Raw genomic sequence first — 21,122 nt, 5'->3', positions numbered from 1 at the left:
CTATGGAGAAGATAAAATCATTAGCAGATCTTAAACGTATTAAAGAAAACGTTCAGGCTAAAATCGATCTTCGCGAGAAAAGCGAACAGGCAGATAACCTGATCCAGATAAAGATAGCCATGGCTACCTGCGGTATTGCAGCCGGAAGTAAGGAAACCATGAATTATTTTATCGAAAATTTAGAAAAAAACGGGATTGCGGCTGTTGTGACACAAACCGGTTGTATGGGATACTGTTATGCAGAACCGACTATCGAAATCACGAAACCCGGTAAAGATCCGATCGTTTTTGGTCACGTAACCCCGGAAAAAGCAGAAGAAATCATTCAAAAATATTTAAAGAACGACGAACTCGTGGAGGGGATCATTCCCGTCAATTACAACACGATTTAATCGTTGCAACCCGCTTATCACCTGTGGAGTTGTGTTGAAAACAAAAAAATTAACCCTAACAAAACCTTATACCTATGAGTTATAAAATGCATGTTCTCGTATGCGGTGGGACCGGATGTAGAGCATCCGCCAGTCAACACATTATCGGGAAACTGGAAGAGTGCCTGAAAGATAAAAACCTTGAAGACGAAGTTCAGGTCATTGCAACAGGCTGTTTCGGTTTCTGCGAAAAAGGCCCTATCGTAAAAATCATGCCGGACAATACTTTTTACGTTCAGGTAAAGCCGGAAGATGCCGAGGAAATTGTGAACGAACATATTATTAAAGGACGTAAAGTAGAACGTTTACTCTATAAAGATCCGGAGAAAAAAAGCGCCGTAAGTGACTCCAAACACATGGGATTCTATAAAAAACAACTCCGTATCGCCTTACGTAACTGCGGCTTTATCAATCCTGAAAACATCGAAGAATATATCGCTCGCGACGGGTATGCAGCCTTAGCAAAATGCCTCACGGAGATGACTCCGCAAGAGGTAATCAACGAGATGAAACTCTCCGGCTTACGGGGAAGAGGCGGCGGTGGTTTCCCTACCGGTATGAAATGGGAATTTGCCAGTAAATACCAGGCAGATCAAAAATACGTGGTATGTAATGCGGACGAAGGAGATCCGGGTGCATTCATGGATCGATCCATTATGGAGGGTGACCCTCACTCTATCGTGGAGGCCATGGCCATTTGCGGTTACAGTATCGGAGCCACAAAAGGTTTGGTTTATATCCGCGCCGAATATCCTTTGGCTATCAACAGGTTAAAGACAGCCATCCGACAAGCGGAAGAGTATGGACTTTTAGGGGAGCACATTTTAGGAACCGATTTCCATTTTTCCATCGAATTACGATACGGAGCGGGAGCTTTCGTTTGCGGAGAAGAGACGGCCTTGATTCACTCCATGGAAGGACAACGAGGAGAACCTACGATGAAACCGCCTTTCCCGGCAGAGGCGGGTTATCTGAAACGTCCCACGAACGTAAATAACGTGGAAACATTGGCCAACGTTCCGGTCATAATCACGAAAGGCGCCAATTGGTTCAATCAGATCGGGACTGAACGTTCCAAAGGGACAAAAGTATTTGCCCTGGCCGGCAAGATCAATAACGTAGGTTTGATTGAAGTGCCCATGGGAACAACTTTACGGGAAGTCATCTACGAAATCGGGGGTGGTATCAAAAACGGAAAGAAATTCAAAGCCGTTCAGACCGGTGGTCCTTCCGGCGGTTGCCTGACAGAAAAACATTTGGACGTACCGATTGATTTCGATAACCTGCTGGCCTCCGGCTCCATGATGGGTTCTGGAGGAATGATCGTTATGGATGAAGACGATTGTATGGTCGCCGTTGCTAAATTCTATTTAGATTTCACCGTAGAGGAGTCTTGCGGAAAATGTACTCCGTGTCGGGTAGGAAACAAACGACTTTACGAGCTACTGGATAAGATCACCAAAGGACAAGGGACCATGGAAGATCTCGATACATTGAAAAATCTTAGCCGGGTAATTAAGGATACGGCTCTTTGCGGTCTGGGACAGACCTCTCCGAATCCGGTTCTTTCGACCATCGACAATTTCTACGATGAATACATCGCACATATCAAGGACAAAAAATGTCCGGCCGGTAAATGTAAAGACTTGCTGACTTACCACATCGATCCCGAATTATGTATCGGATGCGGACTATGCGCGCGGAATTGCCCGGTAGATGCGATTGTCGGCGAAAGAAAAGAGGTACACTTTATCAACACCGCCAAATGTATCAAATGCGGTGCATGTATGGAGAAATGCAAATTCAAAGCCGTAAGCACGAGATAAGACTTTTCACCTAAAATCAGGAGAAAAGCGGAAAGCTAAAATTTCACGATTAAGATTTTAACATGGAAAATAATATAACATTAAAAATAGATAACCGGGAGGTAAGCGTCCCCAAAGGCACTACTATTCTGGAAGCCGCACGAGGAATGGGAATCGATATTCCAACCCTCTGCTACATGAACCTGAAAGACCTGTGTATTCAAAACATTCCGGCTTCTTGCCGTATATGCGTTGTAGAAGTGGAAGGCAGAAAAAACCTGGCTCCCTCTTGCGCCACCAAATGCGAAAACGGCATGAACGTACGCACGAATACGATCCGCGTTCTGAACGCCCGTCGCGTTGTCCTCGAGTTGATGCTATCCGATCACCCCTCCGACTGTTTGGTGTGTCCGAAATCGGGAAAATGTGAATTACAGACGATAGCCATCAAATTAGGTATTCGCGAAATCCCTTTTGCAGGAGCTCAAACGACCTATAAAGTAGACGAATCTCCTTCTATCCGCCGGGATATGAGTAAATGTATCTATTGCCGTCGGTGCGAAACCATGTGTAACGAAGTACAAACAGTCGGCGCACTCGGAGCGGCAAACCGGGGCTTCGGTTCCGTTGTCATGCCTGCCTTCGACCAGGATCTGAAAGATTCCGAATGTACTTTTTGTGGACAATGCGTAGCTGTATGTCCCGTGGGGGCTCTGACAGAAATAGATCACACGAATCGTTTGATCCGGGATCTGTCTAATCCCGAAAAAACCGTGATCGTACAAACAGCTCCAGCCGTGCGTGCCGCATTGGGAGAAGAATTCGGATTGCCGGCCGGCACATCCGTCACCGGAAAAATGGTCGCAGCCTTACGCCAATTAGGCTTTGCCAAGGTGTTCGATACCGATTTTGCCGCCGACTTGACCATCATGGAGGAAGGAACCGAACTATTAGGCCGCCTTGGAGCCTTTTTGAATGGCGATAAGAACGTCAAACTACCGATCATCACCTCTTGTTGCCCGGGATGGGTCAATTTCTTCGAAAACCAGTTCCCCGATCTCTTGGACATGCCTTCCAGCGCCCGATCTCCGCAACAAATGTTCGGAGCCGTGGCCAAAAGCTACTGGGCCGAAAAGATGGGCATAAAGAGAGAAGATCTGATCGTCGTATCCGTCATGCCCTGTTTAGCCAAAAAATTCGAATGTGAAAGAGACGAGTTCAAAACGGACGGAGACCCGGATGTAAACTACTCTATCTCTACCAGAGAATTAGCCGCCCTCATCAAACAAACCAATATCGACTTCATGCAACTCGAAGAGGAAGAGTTCGACGCACCTCTCGGAGAATCAACCGGAGCTGCCGTTATTTTCGGGGCATCGGGAGGCGTTATGGAAGCCGCTTTACGCACCGCTTATGAAATACACACGGGCAAAACCCTTGACAATGTTAATTTCGACGACGTTAGAGGTATCAGCAACTTGAAAGAAGCTACCATTGACGTTGACGGATTCAAACTGAAGGTGGCCGTTGCCCACGGTCTCGGAAATGCCCGCAAACTGATGAACGAAATACGGGCGGGAAAATCCCCGTACCACGCCATCGAAATCATGGCTTGCCCCGGCGGTTGTATCGGTGGAGGAGGCCAGCCGCTTCACCACGGAGACTCTTCTCTATTGAAGGCCCGTACAAAGGCACTTTATCAGGAAGACGAAACAAAACATTTACGTAAATCTCACGAGAATCCTTATATTGTCTCTCTTTATGAAGAATACTTAGGGAAACCGATGAGCGAAAAGGCACATCACCTTTTACATACATGTTACTTCAACAGAAGTAAAGAAATTACTGAACAATAAAAGAACGGAATATGACAAAGATAACTTTAGCCAAATGTAAGGTGGACGAACTCGTTCAACTATGCGAAAGACATGGTAACCAACCCGGAGAATTGATCAACATCCTGCACGAAGCACAAGAGCTTCACGGGTACTTGCCCCGGGAAGTACAGGAGATCATCGCCCGGCAATTGAATATTCCGGTATCCAAAGTATACGGAGTGGTAACGTTCTATTCCTTTTTCACGATGACTCCCAAAGGAGAACATCCGATTTCTGTATGCATGGGAACAGCCTGTTACGTGAGAGGAGCCGAAAAGGTATTGGACGAATTCAAACGGATTCTAAAAATTGAAGTTGGCGAGACTACACCGGATGGAAAATTTTCCCTTTCCAGCTTACGCTGTGTAGGAGCCTGCGGACTTGCTCCCGTCGTTCTGATCGGAGAAAAAGTTTACGGAAGAGTTACTCCGGCAGAAGTCGAAAAGATTTTGAAAGAGTTCAACTAAAATAAAAAAGAGTGCTTCAATGAAGCACTCTTTTTTATTCGTTCTTTAAAGGCAAGGAGAAACTGAAACTCGATCCCTGACCGTACTCGGATTCAAACCAAAGACGTCCTTTGTTCTTCGTCACGAAATCTTTACACAACAGAAGTCCCAACCCCGACCCTTCTTCGCTATTCGTTCCGAAAGTGGTGAAATGAGTCGCCGCATTTAATAATTTAGGCTGATCCTCTTCTTTTATACCGCATCCGTTATCCGACACGGTTATGATAACCTCCTCCCCTTCCACGTTCAGACTTACCCTGATCTCGGTATCTTTATTACTAAACTTTATAGCATTGGATATTAAATTGCGCACGACAGATTTAATCATCTCTATATCCACACAAACATTTATTGCCTCCCGATCGTTAAGAAGTTTTAAGCGAATACCTTTACTTTCGGCTATAGGGCTGAATACTTCCACCACCCCCTGTGCCAACCCGACGATGTCCACCTCCTGAGGTAATAACGACAATTTTCCCAATTGACTTTTGGTCCACTTCAACAGGTTATCCAATAACGAGAAAACCTCTTCTGCCGTCTTATTCGTCATCTCTAACATTTCAAACACATCAGAAGGCAAAGAATTAGGCTCAATGGTCATCATGATCATATTACACAACATTTTCATTGAAGCCATAGGAGAACGCAAATCATGAGCGATCACGGAATAAAGTTTATCGCGTCCTTCTATCGTTTTACGTAATTCCTCCGTTTGTCTCAAAATAATTCGCCGGGACTCTACCAACAACAATTGATGTTGTACGCGTATCAGCAACTCCTCCCTTCGGAAAGGTTTGGAGATAAAATCACTTGCTCCCAATTGAAATCCCTTGACCACGCTGGCAGAATCGTTCAATGCCGTGAGAAAAATAATCGGGATCTCCGCGTATTCCGGCTCGACCTTCAAACGCCCCGCAACCTCAAAACCGTCCATGTCAGGCATCATCACATCCAACAACAACAAATCAGGCCGCTCTTTTTTTACTACTTCCAAGGCTTCCGCACCATTCATCGCAAAGACGATATTAAATCCTTCCCGCCCTAACAGAGCTTTAAGCAGTAACACATTTGACTGCACGTCATCCACAATGAGTATTTTATATTCCGAAGGGTTCAGGTTCATATCGTATCACATTTAATTTTAGCCCGATTAAGCTTTTACAAAAGTACAAACTAATCACATATATTCAAATCTGCATTCCACTATTCTTTCCGACAAATTTAACTTTCTTAACCTACTCATGGACCATTATTTATAAAAAGAATAATCACTTCCTCATTTTTCACATAAAAAAGGAGAAAGGAACAATATATTTATACGAAAAAATAGCTATCTTGTATTAATATCGTATATTTGTAAGTTACTAAAATGCATGCCTATGGACAAAACTATTCTGATCGTTGATGACAAACCGGAAATTGCGAAGGTGATCATGTATCAGTTATCAAAAGATTATAACGTACACTCTGTTAATAACCCTATACAAGCTTTTAACTGGATGCACGAAGGAAATATTCCCGATTTGATTATTTCTGACGTATATATGCCCGAAATGGACGGTCATACTTTTTTGAAAAAACTAAAAAGCAGCGAGATGTTCAGTTTCATTCCCGTCATTATTTTATCAAGTATGGAGAGTACGAATGACCGTATCGGATTGTTAGAGGACGGAGCTTCCGATTTTGTTTTGAAACCATTTAACCCGCAAGAGCTAAAAATTAGAGTAAGGAATTTATTAAGATAGGGCTATGTTTGCTTACTATATTGGTATTAACCCCCAATGGAGCGAGTACATTCAATCGAAATTGAATGTAACATTGACTGTTTTAGAAAATCCGATCCGGCTCTTTCTATACCTGTCAAAACAAAAAGATGCGAACGAAGAACCGTCTTATATCTTCATAGAATCGAAAAAAGAACGGGACTTCTTGTGGTTAAACCACATTCAAAACGGTTATTTAAAAAATACTTATCTGATCGTCGTAACCGACAAAATAGATAAAAAGGATATTCCATCCTATCTTAAAGCCGGTGCACATGAGATCATAAGCATACATGCCAGTAAGGAGAACCTGCAGGATATACTGATGCTATTACCTCAATTGAAACAATACTCTACCGATAAAAAAAGAGATAGCAAACGTTTTCAACTTCCGTTATGGAAACGGATATTCGACATTGTATTTTCCCTTTTGGCCTTACTTTTTTTATCCCCGCTCCTACTTCTTACGATGCTGGCTATTCGTTTGGAGAGCAAAGGATCCATCGTGTATAAGTCCAAACGGGTCGGAAGTAATTACGATATTTTCAATTTTTTGAAATTCCGTTCCATGTATATAGATGCAGACAAAAGATTGAAGGAATTTGAAGCCCTGAATCAATACAGGGAAGAAAGTTCTTTACAGAAATCCGATATAAAAAGTGAAATAAACGAGTCTCAGGATATTTCCGAAAACGAACCTATTTTCGTGGCCGATGATTTTATTACGACGGAACGCGATCTTTTACAAAATCGGCATAAAAAACAAAAAAATGCATTTGTAAAATACGAAAACGACCCGCGCATTACCAAAGTGGGACATATCATTCGAAAATACAGTATCGACGAACTTCCCCAACTGATAAACATTCTGAAAGGTGACATGTCTATTGTAGGAAATCGTCCGCTTCCCCTTTACGAAGCAGAACTCCTCACTTCCGATGATTACATCGAGCGATTTATGGCCCCTGCCGGCTTGACGGGGTTATGGCAAGTCGAAAAAAGAGGTGATCAGGGCGCTCTCTCCGCAGAAGAACGAAAACAATTAGACATCAAATATGCCCGCAACTTCTCGTTTCGGATGGATATCCGGATCATATTCAAAACATTCACGGCATTCGTACAGAAAGAAAACGTATAACCTTTTAGTAAACCATATGAAAAAATATATTCTTAGTATCATTCTGATTATAAGCTTAGGAATATCTTATGCAGAAGCACAAAATACCACGGTTCTGACATTTATGCCGAACGACTATTTAAACTTCCATCTTCCTCCTTTGGACACGTTATTCAGAAATGTCGAAAAGAATCCCAGAATAACCCAAACAGAGACATTGGTCGAGACCGAAAAAAACAAATTAAAAACGGAAAAAAGAAAATGGCTTTCCTTTTTCAATATAAGAACCGGATACACCTACGGTGTGCTCGGGAACTACACCTCTTTTTCTGATGAAAATACACCTCTGATGACAACTTATAGCGGCAATGCCCAGAGCAGTTGGTCAGTAGGAGCCTCTTTGGCTATTCCTCTGAATATAATATTCAACATACGTACGGACGTAAAGACTCAAAAAGCAAGGGTTTTTTCATCAGAACTGAATAGGGATATTGCCCTCGATGAGTTAAAAGGTCAGATCATCGAGCTCTACTCCAGCATCCTTTCGGGATTAAACATCATAAAATCAAAAATAGAAGTTCTTAATTTTGCCAAAGCTCAGTATGAAATCGACGAAAAAGACTTCAGGCTCGGGAAAACCACGTCAAGCGTTTTGGCTAAAAGTAAGGCGACACAAAACGAAGCTTATGAAGCCTATGAATCCTTTCGGGCCCAATTAAACACGCAAATCCTCAAGCTGGAAATTATTTCTCACACGAAACTCATCAAATAATTACCTCATGGACTACATACTATACATCGTAAAATTCATATACAAACTTAGGTTCTGGCTGACCATCGTCCCCTTATTGGTGGCCTTCATCGTTTTTCTGCAAACGGCCAATATGGCTCGTAACTATACGGTGAACAGCACCATATACACGGGAGTTATTTCCGGATTTAATATCTTATCGGAAAACCAGAATCAAACCAGTGCGGCGATTTCGAACAGTATCATGGACAATCTGTTCAACATTATTCATTCCGATCATACATTGAAAGAAGTATCGCTAAGATTGTACGCCCGCAGCATGATCAACGGTAATCCGCAGCAAGACAACATGTTTATCAAAGCAGTCAATTACCGCAAGATACACAACCATGCCCCCCAATACATACGGGACCTGATTGTTAAAGATAATCCGAACGATTCGATCAACGAGGCGAGAACTCTCGAGAATCTGCATCGATTCGAGAAAGCCGATCCAAAAAACTACGTGTACGGTATCTACAACTGGAACCTGGAATATTATAACCGGTCTTCCCTGAAAAATATCGCGGCCAGAAGAGACGGGAAAAGCGACATGTTGGAACTCTCCTACTCCGCAACCGACCCCGGCTTGACCTATCAAACTCTAAAAATCTTATGCGATGAATTTATCAAACAATACCAGGATTTACGTTTCGGGGAGACGAATGATGTTATAAAATATTTCGAGGGAGAGTTGGCCAGATACAGCAGACTTTTAAAACAGGCGGAAGACTCGCTGACGGATTACAGCATCGCAAAACGGGTTATCAATTACGACGAGGAGACCAAACAGGTATCCATATTGAATTCCGATTACGATATCAAATACTGGGAATTTCAATTAGCCCACGAGAGTACGCAAAAACTGATTCAGGAGTTGGAGAGAAGATTGAAAGATCAAGCCGAAGTTTTTCGAAACAATTCCCAGTTCATCAGTACCCTGAATAAGATTTCGACCCTATATACACAAATCAGTCAAAAAGAGTTATTCAGCAATGATTCTCTCGCATCGCAAAAAACAGCTCCCATAAAAAAGGACCTTCAAAAAACCGAGGATGAATTTTACGATTTATTGAAGCATTACGGAGAACATAAATACACTAAAGAAGGTATTGCCAATGAAGAAATCCTCCAGCAATGGTTGGGACAAGTCATCCTGTTGGAAAAAACCAAAGCGGAATTGGAGGTTATGAAAGAACGGAAAAAAGACCTTGATAACAAATACGTCTACTTTTCGCCTATCGGCTCCACACTGAAAAGAAAAGAGCGCAACATCAACATCATCGAGGCCCAATACATGGCCATCCTGAATGCATTGAACGCGGCCAGATTAAGGCAAAAAAGCCTGCAAATGACCTCAGCGACCTTAAAGATCATCAATCCTCCCGAATTTCCTCTTTATCCGGAGGAGTCCAAGAGAAAAAAGATCGTAGCCATCGCTTTTGCCATCACTTTTATTTTTATTCTGGGCTTCTTTATATTGGTTGAATTTTTAGACAGAACGTTGCATAACAGCTTCAGGACCAAACGAATCACGGGAGGGAATGTATTGGGAGCTTATACTCGATACTTTAGTCTCCAACACCGGAAATACAATACCATATACCAAACGTTAGAAACAAAAGCGTTAAGTAATTCCATCCTAACTTATTTAAAACCGGATAGCAATAACATTATTAATATCCTGAGTACGGCACACGCGGACGGGAAGAGTTTCGTATCCAATCAATTATTCGAATATTGGAACTCGTTAGGAATGGACGTCAAGCAACTTTCCTGGCATAGCGATTTCGATCTGGATAATGAAGAATTATTAAACTCTTTACTCAGGTCAGGCATCCATAACAAACCGGAGAAAATGACCATTATTCTTGTAGAGTATCCGCCGTTGGAAGAATCTTCCATCACGCAAAAACTCTTGCAGGACGTCAGTCTCAATCTATTGGTCGTTAACTCCAGACGTACATGGAAGAACACGGATCAAGCTTTATACGTCCGGCTAAAAGAGCTATCCGGCAACATTCCTCTGTTCTTTGTCTTGAATCACACGAAACGCGACACGGCAGAAGAGTTCACCGGCTTATTACCGCCCTACACTTTCTGGAGAAAGTTATTGTACAGATTGTCACAACTCGGTTTAACGGCTATCGATGAACGTAAAAAACAGTAATATGTCTCTTTGGAACAGATTTATCAATTTCATGTCCTCCCAGGGGTATTTATATATCGGATTACTGTTAGGTATCATCATCATATATAAATTGATTCTCCTGAAAGGGATCATGATGGCCACTCTGTTCGCGTGTTTACCGATTCTTTTACTCGCTTTGGGATGGTTTATAAAGAATCCGTCCCATAGCTTCATTGCCCTGTATGTATTAAATTACGTCATCATGGGCATCAACCGTTATGTACCTCTAAAAAGCGGATTAATCATGACCTCACTCACGTTGGCGTTAATGGTTCTTCTGCTTTTAAGAAACAATTACCAAGCCTTGGGGTTTTCCAAGGCAAAGAACAGTCTGACTTTGTTATGGAGCATCTGGTTAATATACTGTCTTTTCGAAGTATTTAACCCGAATGCCATGTTTGAGCCATGGTCCATCGCTTTCACGACCTATGCTTTGTACCCTTTCGTTATGGCCATTTGTATCCCTTCCCTTTTTCCTAAATACCACCATTTGAAACTCATGCTGATGCTTCTGGCGTTTCTTACTTTACTGGCTTCAGCAAAGGGTTACTGGCAACGTAATCGGGGATTCGACCGAGCTGAATTATACTGGTTATACGTAGGAGGAGGTGCATCTACTCACCTGATATACACCGGCGTACGTTATTTCTCCTTTTTCCCGGATGCAGCCAACTTTGGTACAGGAATGGGGTTTGCCATGATCGTTTTCGGAATCTCCGCGGCATACGTGAAAAACAAGTGGTTAAAAATCTATTTTGCCGTCGCAGCCTTGGCCGGAGGTTACGGTATGCTGATCGCCGGAACAAGAAGCGCCATGGCCGTTCCTTTTGCCGGAATCACGTGCTTTGCCGTTCTAAGTAAGAATTATAAAGGAGCCCTGACTGGTATATTGATACTGATAGCCGCCTATTGCTTTTTTAACTTTACCAATATAGGAAATGACAACGGTTTAATCCGGCGCATGAGAACCGCCTTCAATTTCAACGATGCATCCTTTCAGGTCCGGAAAAAAAATCAGGAACAATTGAAAACCTATATGGCCTCGCACCCTTTCGGAGTCGGTCTCGGCCTGGGTGGAGGAAAAGCCAAACGATTCAAACCCAAAGCTTTTGTTTCACAAATTCCCACCGACTCTTGGTTAGTGATGACTTGGGTAGAAACCGGAATCATCGGGTTAATTCTATACATGGGTATTATCCTCACAATACTTGCCAGAAGTGCTTATATCATCATGTTCAAACTTAAAAACAAAGAGTTAAAAGGGATATGCTCCGCTCTTTTGAGCGGTATATTCGGCATGGTTGTCTCTTCTTACGGCAACGAGGTCCTAAGCTATCCTAACGGCATGATCGTATTTACCGCCATGGCATTTATATACATGTCAAAATATTACGACGAAGAACTCGAACTATCTGGAAACAAACAACTTGCACCTCATGAACAACCGGCCTGACCTATCAGTTATAACCGTAAATTATAACGGGATAAGAGATACTTGTGAGCTTGTCGAGTCCATTCACCGGTATGTTTCCGTTCCACACGAAATCATTGTAGTGGATAACGGTTCCAAGATGAATGAAGCGAATTTATTACGGGAAAAGTATCCCTGGCTTATCACCATCCGCAGTCAGCATAATTTAGGTTTCGCGGGGGGTAATAATTTAGGCATTCGACAGGCCAAAGGAAAATATATATTTTTACTTAACAACGATACTTACGTCACGGAAGACTCTTTCGGTTTTTTGCTCGAAGCCATCGAGAAAAAGAAGGAGATCGCTGCCGTATCTCCTAAAATTAAATTCGCATTTCCACCACAAAATATTCAGTTTGCAGGATATACCCCCTTGTCCCGTATCAGTTTACGCAACCACCTGATCGGTTTCGGACAACCGGATGAGGCTATCTACGACCAAGCGGTCCCCACCCCCTTCTTACATGGAGCCGCACTTTTATTTAAAAGGGAAATTCTCGAGCAAGTAGGATATCTTCCGGATATCTATTTCCTCTATTACGAAGAATTGGATTGGTGTACCCGGATCACCCGTCACGGCTATGAATTATGGTATGAACCCCGTTGTACGGTTTTTCATAAAGAGAGTCAAAGTACCGGACAGAACAGTCCGTTACGCGCATTCTATTTGACCCGAAACCGACTTTTGTACGCGTGGAGAAATCGAAAAGGACGAGATCGGCTTTTAGCTATTCTCTACCAACTATGTATTGCCGCCCCCAAAAACATCATGGTCTATCTATCGCACGGGCAGCTCAAACTCATCCGCGCGACTGGCAAAGGGATAGCGGCGTTTTTTACATTAAAACATAAATCGGCATAGCTTATGGAGCACATATTACCTATTATGGACTATATCATTTGGTGTATACTGGCAATATCTACGGGCTATCTTCTCGTATTCAGTATTGCCGCACTCCCCAAACGTACTTTTCACTATCCGGCAAGCCGGAAACAACATCGCATAGTCGTGCTATTTCCCGCATACCAGGAAGATGCCGTCATTATAACGGCCGTTCACTCTTTCCTCCAGCAAGACTATCCCCGGAACTTGTACGATGTCGTGGTCATCTCCGACCATATGAAAGAAGAGACGAACAATGAACTGGCTCTGCTACCCGTTCTCCTATTTAAGGCCACTTACGAGAACAGCTCAAAAGCCAAAGCCCTGAACTTAGCCATGGACAAACTTCAAAACGATTACCAAATAGCGGTCATCCTCGATGCGGACAATCGTGTCGATCCTTTGTTCCTGCAACATATAAACAACGCGTACGCCGCCGGTTCCAAAGCCCTGCAAGCTCACAGAAAAGCCAAGAACCTAAACACGGATGTGGCTGTACTGGATGCCGTCAGCGAAGAAATTAATAATTCCATTTTCAGAAAAGGACATGTAAATCTGGGACTTTCTTCCGCCCTTATCGGTTCCGGTATGGCTTTCGATTACGACTGGTTTAAAGAAAATATAAAAAAGATTTTTACCGCCGGAGAGGATAAGGAATTAGAAATTTTACTTTTAAAACAACGCTACTTTATCGATTATTTAGAAGAAGTTTACGTCTATGACGAAAAGACTCAAGGGAACAAGGGATTTTATAACCAACGCCGCCGATGGCTTGCCGCACAATACGGTCAATGGCACCGAATCATCCGTGATCTGCCGGGAGCCCTGTTTTCATTTAATATAGACTACTGTGACAAATTATTTCAATGGATGATGCCTCCCCGTTTGTTACTGTTGGGAAGCATCGGATTTTTTGCTTGTCTCTCCCTGTTCATTCATTGGGAGTACTCCTTGAAATGGTGGGGACTGTTTATCATTACTGGGATAACCCTTTGTTTGGCGATACCGGATTATCTTGTCGATGATCGCTTTAAAAAAGCCATCCGTAAAATCCCCTTGCTATTCATCATGATGTTCCTCAATCTATTTCGCATGAAAGGGGTAAACAAAAAATTCATCCATACGGCACACGGAGAAGTAAAATAGATAATTCACGAGAATAAAATTAAAACAAAGGGGTATGAAAATCGCGATAGAAGCTCAACGCATATTCAGAACAAATAAACATGGAATGGACTTTGTAGCCTTGGAAACTATCCGGGAGTTACAAGAACTTGATAAGGAAAACGAATACTTCATCCTTGTCGCACCGGGAGAAGATCGTTGCCTATCCCATAGCTCCAACATGCATATCGTGGAAATCAAATGCCCCACCTATCCCCTCTGGGAACAAATAGCACTACCCCATGCGCTAAAAAAGATAAAGCCCGACCTGTTGCATTGTACCAGCAATACAGCACCAATCCGTTGTTCGGTTCCGCTCGTTTTAACCTTACATGACATTATTTTTCTGGAAAAAAGACAACACAACAATCGTTCCATCTATCAAAACATGGGATGGTATTACCGCCGTTTTGTCGTCCCTCGCGTTTTACCTTCCTGCCTAAAAATCATTACCGTCTCGAATTTCGAACGTAAGCGCATTCAAGAGGCCTTGCATCTTGAACCGGAACAAATAACGACTGTTCATAACGGTTATAGCAAACATTTTCATCCCATCGATCAACCGGAAGAAGTCACGAAAAAATACTTCGATACGGATAAATACATTCTCTTTTTAGGAAACACAGACCCGAAGAAAAACACCAATCGTACCCTAAAGGCTTACGGGATATACGCTAAACGCTCCAAACATCCTATTCCTTTGGTCATCGCCGATTTAAAAGAACCCATTATCGATGCGATTCTGAAAGAAGAAAAAATGGAATACCTAAAACCGTTACTACGCTACCCCGGTTATATCCCCAACACGGATCTACCGGCCATCTACAGCGGAGCATTCGCTTTTCTATACACGTCATTACGAGAAAGCTTCGGAATACCTATCCTGGAAGCAATGGCTTGCGGAACTCCGGTCATTACCTCTTCCATAACCGCTATGCCTGAAATTGCAGGAAAAAATGCTATCTTAGTAGATCCGTTTGAAGAAAACGAGATTGCCGATAAACTACTTGTCTTGGAAGAGGACAATATATTTTATGACAAACAAGTTACTTACGGGCTGGAACGGGTAAAATCATTCTCATGGGAAAATACAGCCCGAAAACTATTGGAAATTTATAAATCATTACCTTTATGAACAGCTATACATTCATACTTATATCTTTGGTCCTGTTTCTATTCCCTTATCTCGGTAAAATTTGGTTCAATAGGAATACGCTCACCTCTACCGTCGTCTCATTGGGATTATTTTGTACCTTCTGCGGTATTATCTGGGCCCTGTTTAATTTCGATGTAAATGATATCGAAGCAGCCCTCCCACAACTGTTGAACCGTATTAAAACGACTTTTTACAGTTCTGTCGCAGGAATGTTGACCTCTATCGTTCTGAAAGTATTTCCGGCATTCTATGGTATCCGTACAACGAAAAACATTGACCGGTCCTCTCCTTCCAAAGAGGATCGCATAGTGGAATTACTATCTAACATAGAACAAAAAATAGGTACGGCAACCTCCTCCGAAACGATCGACAATCTATTCAATAAATTGAACACGACGCTTATCGAATCTCATAAACAACAAATTGAACGAACCGATGAGCTGAGTCATATCAACCAAAAATTATCCGACTCTCTAAATGCGATCGGGACGACTATCGAAAAATGGGGAGAGAACACGAATAAAACACACCATACGGATTATGAAAATATTAATAAACAACAATCCGTATTGGACTCTGAAATCATTAATTTGAACGCCTCCTGCAAGAAACTGGATCTGATGATCAACAATACCAAAGAACTTCTGCAAGAACAGATGAATAACGTGGAAGAAAGATTCGTAACCAAATTAGATTCCATGCAGGAGTTCTCACAAACATTATTGGCTATTGTTAGAAAACTGACACAGGATCACAATGCCATCCTCAAGCAACAGCATTCCGAACAAGAACCCCCAAAATAATCGTTATGAGCATTTTTAACGGACAAAACGAAGATAATCATTGGTTTTCCATCGCAGATTTAATGTCGGTTCTAATGCTGATATATATCTTTATCTCTGTTATCTATATCATTAAAATCACTCACGAAAAAAACAGGATTGAAAAAATTGCCGTCTCTTACAATCAACTTCAATACGAATTATACAAAGACCTGGAAAGCGAGTTTAAAGATGATTTGAAAAAATGGAATGCCGTTTTAGATCAATCGACTCTATCCGTCCGCTTCGAAGAACCTATCATATTCTTCAACCGGGGAAGCGCAACCCTCAAAGAGGAATTCAAGGTGATACTTAATGATTTTTTTCCTCGTTACCTGAAAATATTGACATCTGATAAATACCGTGACGATGTCGAAGAAATCAGGATAGAAGGTCATACTTCGAGCGAATGGGCAGAAAATCTGTCCAAAGATGAAATTTATCTGAAAAACATGGAATTATCCCAGGATAGGACACGAAACGTATTGGCCTACTTATTGGAACACCAGCAAAACAACGAACAATTAGCCCTGATTCTCCCAAAAATCACAACGAACGGCTTATCGTCCAGTAAACTGATCATGAAAAACGGCCTGGAAGACAAAGAAGCTTCCCGAAGAGTCGAATTCCGGGTAAGAACCAACGCGGAAAAGCAGATTACAAGAATATTAACCATCCCGTCCAACTAAAAATTACCGTTATGAACATAACCCAATTAAAAGAACGAATAAAACAAAATCCCCGATTAAAGCAGTTCATTCTGACATGGATGGTTCATCCGGTAAAGACCCGGCCGCGGCATTGGCTACGTCTTTTACAACCTTTCTATTTAAAACGGAAAAAAGGGGCCATCATCTACCGTAATGTACGAAAGGATCTGGTACCTTTCAACCCGTTCACTTTAGGCAAAAGGTCCGTTATAGAAAGCTTTTCCACTTTAAACAATATGGTAGGGGAAATCCGTATCGGCAACCATAGCCGCATCGGATTAGGCAACACGATTATCGGTCCCGTTTTCATAGGAGACAAGGTTAATCTCGCCCAAAACGTCACCGTTTCCGGCCTGAACCACAATTACCTCGATCCGGACCTGCCGATTATCGACCAAGGGGTATCGACCGCTCCTATTCATATAGAAGATGATGTCTGGATCGGAGCGAACGCCGTTATTCTGGCCGGAGTCACGATCGGCAAACATGCTATCGTCGCGGCGGGAACCATCGTAAACCGTTCCGTCCCCCCTTATTCCGTGTGCGCGGGTAATCCGGGAAGAATTATAAAACAATATGATTTCGTAAAAAAAGAGTGGGTAAAATACAATAAATAATCGACCTTTCAACAACCTAATCATGTCAACCTATTCAAACATAGCTAAAACAACGGGAATCATCGGTGCTGTAAAAATAATCATGATGTTTTTCGGAATCATACGTGCCAAAATCATCGCCATGGTTCTCGGTTCTGCCGGTTTTGGTTATTACGGGTTATACAATAGTGTGACGGATTTGGTCTCTACCGTATCCAGTTTGGGACTGAACCAAAGCGGAGTTCGTCAGATCGCCAAATCGAATGTACAAAATGACAGCCAACAAGTCTCCAAGACTTATACCGTACTGCACCTGTCGATTCTGATCACCTCTTTTTTAGGGGCACTATTTATCTGTATCTTTTCCAGAACCATCAGTTTTAAATTATTCAACACGACAGATTATTATTGGGGAGTATGCATTGTCTCTTCAGTCGTATTATTCAATGGTGTTTCCAACGGACAAATAGCCGTTTTAAACGGACTGAAACAAATCAGGAGTATGGCTATCTGCCAAATAATAGGGGCCGTTTTCGGTTCATTATCGACCATCATGCTTATCTTGATTTGGGGAGATGCGGCTATTCCGGCAAGCATAGCCCTGGTCGCTTTAACCATGCTCCTCAGTACCGGTTACTACTTAAAAAAATTGCATTTGAAACCGACCCGCCTCTCTTTTGCCGAGGCGAGAACGGAACTGAAAGGTCTGTTAGGTATCGGTATCAGTCTGTCCGTGGCTGCAGCCGTGGCGAACTTGATGACCTACTTTTCCAGAATTTATCTGAAAGATGCCATGGGAATAGAAGTGGTCGGTTTATACCAATCCTGTTGGACGTTGTCCAACATGTACGTGGGAATGATCCTGTCGGCAATGGGAGTTGACTTTATGCCCCGGATTATGACTTACATTCAAAATAATGCAAAAGTCTCCGATTGTATCAACGAACAGATCGAATTGGGCGTACTGATAGCCGGTATCGGAATCTTAGCAAGCTTCGTTTTTGCACCTGTCATACTCAACCTATTTTATTCCAAAGAATTCGAAACAGGAACGTCTATCATCCGCTGGCAATTGATCGGGGTACTCTTCCGGGTTTTCGGTTTTTCCTTCGGCTACGTTATTACGGCCAAAGGGAAAGGATTGCTATACGTAATCATCCAATCGCTTTTTTTCATATCGGAATACCTATTACTGATTGGATGTATCAAATGGTTCGGACTGGATGGATTGGGAATAAATTATTTCATAGCCTACCTGCTCTATATCTTCGTCGGGGGGATTACCTGCGCCAAATTAGTCGGTTACCGTCCTTCTGCCTTTTTATTACGAATCACGGGCATCCTGTTTATTTTTATTTGTATCGTAGCCCTTTTAAACTATCTCATAACAGATCCATGGATTTTCTATGGAATCAGCTCGTTAGTGCTCGCCATCGATCTTTATTGGACACATAAAACATTAACAACCCGGATGGGAATAAATCTTGTACAACTCGTCCGGTCTAAATTGAAGAAAAATGCCTGATCTACCTTCTCATAAAAACTGTAGCGGCTGTCTCGCTTGTATAGATTGTTGCCCGGTGCAAGCCCTTTCAATGAAACGGGAGAACGGCTTTTTTCACATCGCCGTTCATCACGCCACCTGCATAAATTGCAAATTATGCGAGAAGGTTTGTCCGAATCTGACTTTCAAGACTTCGAACAAGGAGACTGATGCGAAAGTATACGCCGTCTGGTCCCTGAATCAAAACATCAGATTTCAGAGTGCCAGCGGAGGAGCTTTTGCTGAATTAGCCCGCTATTTTCTTGTAACCGGAGGTCACGTGGCAGGAGCTGTCTTGGAAAACAACCGGGTCTTTCATAAATTCATTCATCACGTCGATGATTTATCTCAATTACAAAATTCCAAATACATCCAAAGTGATACCATAAACATATACAAAGAGACTCGTAAGCTCTTATTCCGAAACGAGAAAGTACTTTTTTCCGGAACTCCTTGTCAAATCGCCGGACTCTTTCAATTCCTGAAAAAAGACAATATTGAAAATTTACTTACAGCCGAGATCGTATGCAACGGAGTAGAATCAGAACTCGTCTTGCAAGATCATTTAGGCCATTTCCAAGCCGATCACATCATTAGTTTTCGAGACAAAACACAGGGTATGAAATCTTACGGGACAACCACCCTTTCCATACACGGCGCTCCCCGCAAAATACGGCAACAAGAAGATATTTTCGCCCGTTTCTTTTTCGGGGGATTGACCTTGCGCCCCAGTTGCTATAACTGTCCGTTTTCAATCCTACCGAGAACAGCGGATATTACATTGGGTGATTATTGGGGAAGTGACGAATGGCCGGAAGAAACAGAGAAGGGGATATCCCTTGTTATCACCAATAACGCCAAGGGAACATCAGCTTTTGAAGAATTGCAAGAATCCGGAAATATCGAATCCAATCCCGTAAACTGGGAAAAATGTTTACCTTACAACCCTCGTATATTCACCGGAAAAAATTATTTACAATACCATCCGGCAAGGATGTTTTCAAAGCTTATCCGTCTACTTCTCCCGGCCAAGCTGCAACGGAAGATTTTTTCCCATCCGGTACCGTTTGCCTTTGACAAGTTCAGCCTGAAAATCATTACCTTCATCGCTAATTATTTTTCATCCCGAACGGGTAAAAAGTGTCAGGAAACTGTCGCCCGGATGAACCGATTCACAAACGAAAAAAAGGAAGTCATATGAAAATAGGAATATTAACTTTTCATAGAGCGCATAACTACGGAGCTGTCCTGCAAGCTTTCGCTTTGCAGGAATATTTGCGTAAAACCGGACACGACGTGAAAATTATCGATTACAACCCGCCTTTTCTTGAAGCCAATTACAAAATCTTCGCCTTCAAAAAATTTTTGACGACGAAGGTTCATGTCTACTATTTGCTCAAAGGAGCGGCCATCGAGTTATTGACTCTTCCGGCCAGGACAAAGCGTTACAAAGCTTTTGCCTCTTTTATTCGTTCTAAGTTAGCCCTCTCTACTCCAACCGTTTACCATAAAGAAGAGATTCCGAAAGATTTCGATGCCTACATTTTCGGTAGCGATCAGATCTGGAATCCGAAAATAACCAAAGGATTCGACGATGTTTATTTCGGTTTGTTCTCTTCTCGTCCGGAGGCACGAAAAATCGCTTATGCGGCCAGCATGGAGACATCAACCCTGAACGACGAAGAGAAAGAATACCTCGGCAAGTCCTTATTTCAAATGCACGCGATCGGTGTACGAGAGTCAAAATTAAACGCCCTGTTACAACCTCTCGTTGAGCAAAAGATTCAAACCGTAGCGGATCCGACCATCCTATGTACAAGAGAAACATTCGACAATATTGCCGTAAAACCGGATTTTCAAGGCAAATACGTACTCGTATACCAGGTAAGGATTATGCCGGAGACTCTCTCTTTTGCCCAAAAATTAGCAGACCGAATAGGGGGAAAGGTCATACAATTGGTATCTACTCCCGTTTTAACGAATCGTCCGGGAGTATACAACTGTGCCTCTCCGGAAGAATTTATCGGCTGGTTTAAACATGCCGATTTCGTGGTAACGACCTCTTTTCACGGAACCGTATTTTCCCTCCTGTATCAAAGAAATTTTTATGCCTTGGAGATCCACTCCATAAGCACGCGTATCCGCTCGTTACTTCAAGATGTGGAACTCTCGGAACGTTACGTAAAATCGACAAGCCAACCGGACACCATGCCCATCGATTTTACCCGGGCAACACAGCGTTTAGCCCGGTTACAACAGGAATCAGCCTTATTTTTACAAAATGCATTAAAATAAAAT

General features: G+C 42.5%; 19 protein-coding genes. 18 read left to right on the top strand and 1 reads right to left on the bottom strand.

The window, feature by feature from the left end; translation table 11 throughout:
• Nucleotides 1-2: 2 nt before the first annotated feature.
• The 4 genes from BN3283_RS01945 (at nucleotide 3) to nuoE (ending at nucleotide 4,580) form a co-directional block, all read left to right on the top strand.
• Complete coding sequence (locus BN3283_RS01945) at nucleotides 3-392, top strand: (2Fe-2S) ferredoxin domain-containing protein (RefSeq protein WP_041502296.1); 390 nt, start codon at nucleotides 3-5, stop codon at nucleotides 390-392.
• A gap of 74 nt (nucleotides 393-466) precedes the next feature.
• A complete protein-coding gene (locus tag BN3283_RS01940) occupies nucleotides 467-2,257 on the top strand; it encodes an NADH-quinone oxidoreductase subunit NuoF (RefSeq protein WP_041504810.1) in 1,791 nt (596 codons plus the stop codon).
• A gap of 62 nt (nucleotides 2,258-2,319) precedes the next feature.
• Nucleotides 2,320-4,092: an NADH-dependent [FeFe] hydrogenase, group A6 gene (locus tag BN3283_RS01935; RefSeq protein WP_041502298.1), complete on the top strand. Its 1,773-nt coding sequence runs from the start codon at nucleotides 2,320-2,322 to the stop codon at nucleotides 4,090-4,092.
• Between the two features lie 11 nt (nucleotides 4,093-4,103).
• Nucleotides 4,104-4,580 (top strand): NADH-quinone oxidoreductase subunit NuoE, encoded by a 477-nt coding sequence (gene nuoE, locus BN3283_RS01930; RefSeq protein WP_059025468.1) that lies wholly within the window; start codon nucleotides 4,104-4,106, stop codon nucleotides 4,578-4,580.
• 34 nt (nucleotides 4,581-4,614) lie between these two features.
• On the opposite strand, the gene BN3283_RS01925 is transcribed toward nuoE, so the two are convergent.
• A complete protein-coding gene (locus BN3283_RS01925) occupies nucleotides 4,615-5,742 on the bottom strand; it encodes a hybrid sensor histidine kinase/response regulator (protein ID WP_059025467.1) in 1,128 nt (375 codons plus the stop codon).
• Between the two features lie 256 nt (nucleotides 5,743-5,998).
• Here BN3283_RS01925 and BN3283_RS01920 point away from each other — a divergent pair, with 256 nt between their 5' ends.
• From BN3283_RS01920 to BN3283_RS01855, 14 genes are read left to right on the top strand one after another with little or no spacing between them, the layout of a single operon-like run.
• Nucleotides 5,999-6,364: a response regulator gene (locus BN3283_RS01920; RefSeq protein ID WP_041502301.1), complete on the top strand. Its 366-nt coding sequence runs from the start codon at nucleotides 5,999-6,001 to the stop codon at nucleotides 6,362-6,364.
• A gap of 4 nt (nucleotides 6,365-6,368) precedes the next feature.
• The gene (locus BN3283_RS01915; protein ID WP_059025466.1) at nucleotides 6,369-7,520 is read left to right on the top strand and encodes a sugar transferase; all 1,152 of its coding nucleotides are present in this window, start codon (nucleotides 6,369-6,371) and stop codon (nucleotides 7,518-7,520) included.
• Between the two features lie 16 nt (nucleotides 7,521-7,536).
• Complete coding sequence (locus BN3283_RS01910) at nucleotides 7,537-8,271, top strand: TolC family protein (RefSeq protein ID WP_059025465.1); 735 nt, start codon at nucleotides 7,537-7,539, stop codon at nucleotides 8,269-8,271.
• Nucleotides 8,272-8,278: 7 nt separating this feature from the next.
• A complete protein-coding gene (locus tag BN3283_RS01905) occupies nucleotides 8,279-10,459 on the top strand; it encodes a GumC family protein (RefSeq protein WP_059025464.1) in 2,181 nt (726 codons plus the stop codon).
• A gap of 1 nt (nucleotide 10,460) precedes the next feature.
• Nucleotides 10,461-11,933 (top strand): O-antigen ligase family protein, encoded by a 1,473-nt coding sequence (locus tag BN3283_RS01900; RefSeq protein WP_059025463.1) that lies wholly within the window; start codon nucleotides 10,461-10,463, stop codon nucleotides 11,931-11,933.
• Nucleotides 11,917-12,813: a glycosyltransferase family 2 protein gene (locus BN3283_RS14415; RefSeq protein WP_059025462.1), complete on the top strand. Its 897-nt coding sequence runs from the start codon at nucleotides 11,917-11,919 to the stop codon at nucleotides 12,811-12,813. Before BN3283_RS01900 ends, BN3283_RS14415 begins: the two co-directional genes overlap by 17 nt.
• Nucleotides 12,814-12,816: 3 nt before the next feature.
• Nucleotides 12,817-13,980: a glycosyltransferase family 2 protein gene (locus BN3283_RS14410; RefSeq protein WP_059025461.1), complete on the top strand. Its 1,164-nt coding sequence runs from the start codon at nucleotides 12,817-12,819 to the stop codon at nucleotides 13,978-13,980.
• Between the two features lie 34 nt (nucleotides 13,981-14,014).
• Nucleotides 14,015-15,133: a glycosyltransferase family 4 protein gene (locus BN3283_RS01885; protein WP_059025460.1), complete on the top strand. Its 1,119-nt coding sequence runs from the start codon at nucleotides 14,015-14,017 to the stop codon at nucleotides 15,131-15,133.
• Nucleotides 15,130-15,957, top strand: a complete 828-nt coding sequence (locus BN3283_RS01880) for a hypothetical protein (protein ID WP_059025459.1) — start codon at nucleotides 15,130-15,132, stop codon at nucleotides 15,955-15,957. Before BN3283_RS01885 ends, BN3283_RS01880 begins: the two co-directional genes overlap by 4 nt.
• A 5-nt stretch (nucleotides 15,958-15,962) precedes the next feature.
• Complete coding sequence (locus BN3283_RS01875; RefSeq protein ID WP_041502308.1) at nucleotides 15,963-16,664, top strand: OmpA family protein; 702 nt, start codon at nucleotides 15,963-15,965, stop codon at nucleotides 16,662-16,664.
• A gap of 11 nt (nucleotides 16,665-16,675) precedes the next feature.
• The gene (locus tag BN3283_RS01870) at nucleotides 16,676-17,302 is read left to right on the top strand and encodes an acyltransferase (RefSeq protein ID WP_059025458.1); all 627 of its coding nucleotides are present in this window, start codon (nucleotides 16,676-16,678) and stop codon (nucleotides 17,300-17,302) included.
• A 22-nt stretch (nucleotides 17,303-17,324) separates the two neighbouring features.
• The gene (locus BN3283_RS01865; protein ID WP_059025457.1) at nucleotides 17,325-18,806 is read left to right on the top strand and encodes an oligosaccharide flippase family protein; all 1,482 of its coding nucleotides are present in this window, start codon (nucleotides 17,325-17,327) and stop codon (nucleotides 18,804-18,806) included.
• Nucleotides 18,799-20,025 carry a Coenzyme F420 hydrogenase/dehydrogenase, beta subunit C-terminal domain gene (locus tag BN3283_RS01860; RefSeq protein ID WP_082667042.1) on the top strand — a complete coding sequence of 409 codons (1,227 nt, stop codon included), beginning with the start codon at nucleotides 18,799-18,801 and terminating at the stop codon, nucleotides 20,023-20,025. The genes BN3283_RS01865 and BN3283_RS01860 overlap by 8 nt, the downstream gene beginning before the upstream one ends.
• Nucleotides 20,022-21,119: a polysaccharide pyruvyl transferase family protein gene (locus BN3283_RS01855; RefSeq protein ID WP_059025455.1), complete on the top strand. Its 1,098-nt coding sequence runs from the start codon at nucleotides 20,022-20,024 to the stop codon at nucleotides 21,117-21,119. The genes BN3283_RS01860 and BN3283_RS01855 overlap by 4 nt, the downstream gene beginning before the upstream one ends.
• Nucleotides 21,120-21,122: the final 3 nt, after the last annotated feature.

It is taken from the genome of Gabonibacter massiliensis (assembly GCA_001487125.1).
GTDB lineage: Bacteria > Bacteroidota > Bacteroidia > Bacteroidales > Marinifilaceae > Gabonibacter > Gabonibacter massiliensis.
Note: the sequence above shows the minus strand (reverse complement) of the source record. Positions and strands in the feature narration are given on the sequence as shown.

Coding starts and splice junctions, on each gene's coding strand:
- BN3283_RS01945 (WP_041502296.1), top strand. CDS start 3: ATGGAGAAGATAAAATCATTAGCAGATCTTAAACGTATTAAAGAAAAC.
- BN3283_RS01940 (WP_041504810.1), top strand. CDS start 467: ATGAGTTATAAAATGCATGTTCTCGTATGCGGTGGGACCGGATGTAGA.
- BN3283_RS01935 (WP_041502298.1), top strand. CDS start 2,320: ATGGAAAATAATATAACATTAAAAATAGATAACCGGGAGGTAAGCGTC.
- nuoE (WP_059025468.1), top strand. CDS start 4,104: ATGACAAAGATAACTTTAGCCAAATGTAAGGTGGACGAACTCGTTCAA.
- BN3283_RS01925 (WP_059025467.1), bottom strand. CDS start 5,742: ATGAACCTGAACCCTTCGGAATATAAAATACTCATTGTGGATGACGTG.
- BN3283_RS01920 (WP_041502301.1), top strand. CDS start 5,999: ATGGACAAAACTATTCTGATCGTTGATGACAAACCGGAAATTGCGAAG.
- BN3283_RS01915 (WP_059025466.1), top strand. CDS start 6,369: ATGTTTGCTTACTATATTGGTATTAACCCCCAATGGAGCGAGTACATT.
- BN3283_RS01910 (WP_059025465.1), top strand. CDS start 7,537: ATGAAAAAATATATTCTTAGTATCATTCTGATTATAAGCTTAGGAATA.
- BN3283_RS01905 (WP_059025464.1), top strand. CDS start 8,279: ATGGACTACATACTATACATCGTAAAATTCATATACAAACTTAGGTTC.
- BN3283_RS01900 (WP_059025463.1), top strand. CDS start 10,461: ATGTCTCTTTGGAACAGATTTATCAATTTCATGTCCTCCCAGGGGTAT.
- BN3283_RS14415 (WP_059025462.1), top strand. CDS start 11,917: ATGAACAACCGGCCTGACCTATCAGTTATAACCGTAAATTATAACGGG.
- BN3283_RS14410 (WP_059025461.1), top strand. CDS start 12,817: ATGGAGCACATATTACCTATTATGGACTATATCATTTGGTGTATACTG.
- BN3283_RS01885 (WP_059025460.1), top strand. CDS start 14,015: ATGAAAATCGCGATAGAAGCTCAACGCATATTCAGAACAAATAAACAT.
- BN3283_RS01880 (WP_059025459.1), top strand. CDS start 15,130: ATGAACAGCTATACATTCATACTTATATCTTTGGTCCTGTTTCTATTC.
- BN3283_RS01875 (WP_041502308.1), top strand. CDS start 15,963: ATGAGCATTTTTAACGGACAAAACGAAGATAATCATTGGTTTTCCATC.
- BN3283_RS01870 (WP_059025458.1), top strand. CDS start 16,676: ATGAACATAACCCAATTAAAAGAACGAATAAAACAAAATCCCCGATTA.
- BN3283_RS01865 (WP_059025457.1), top strand. CDS start 17,325: ATGTCAACCTATTCAAACATAGCTAAAACAACGGGAATCATCGGTGCT.
- BN3283_RS01860 (WP_082667042.1), top strand. CDS start 18,799: ATGCCTGATCTACCTTCTCATAAAAACTGTAGCGGCTGTCTCGCTTGT.
- BN3283_RS01855 (WP_059025455.1), top strand. CDS start 20,022: ATGAAAATAGGAATATTAACTTTTCATAGAGCGCATAACTACGGAGCT.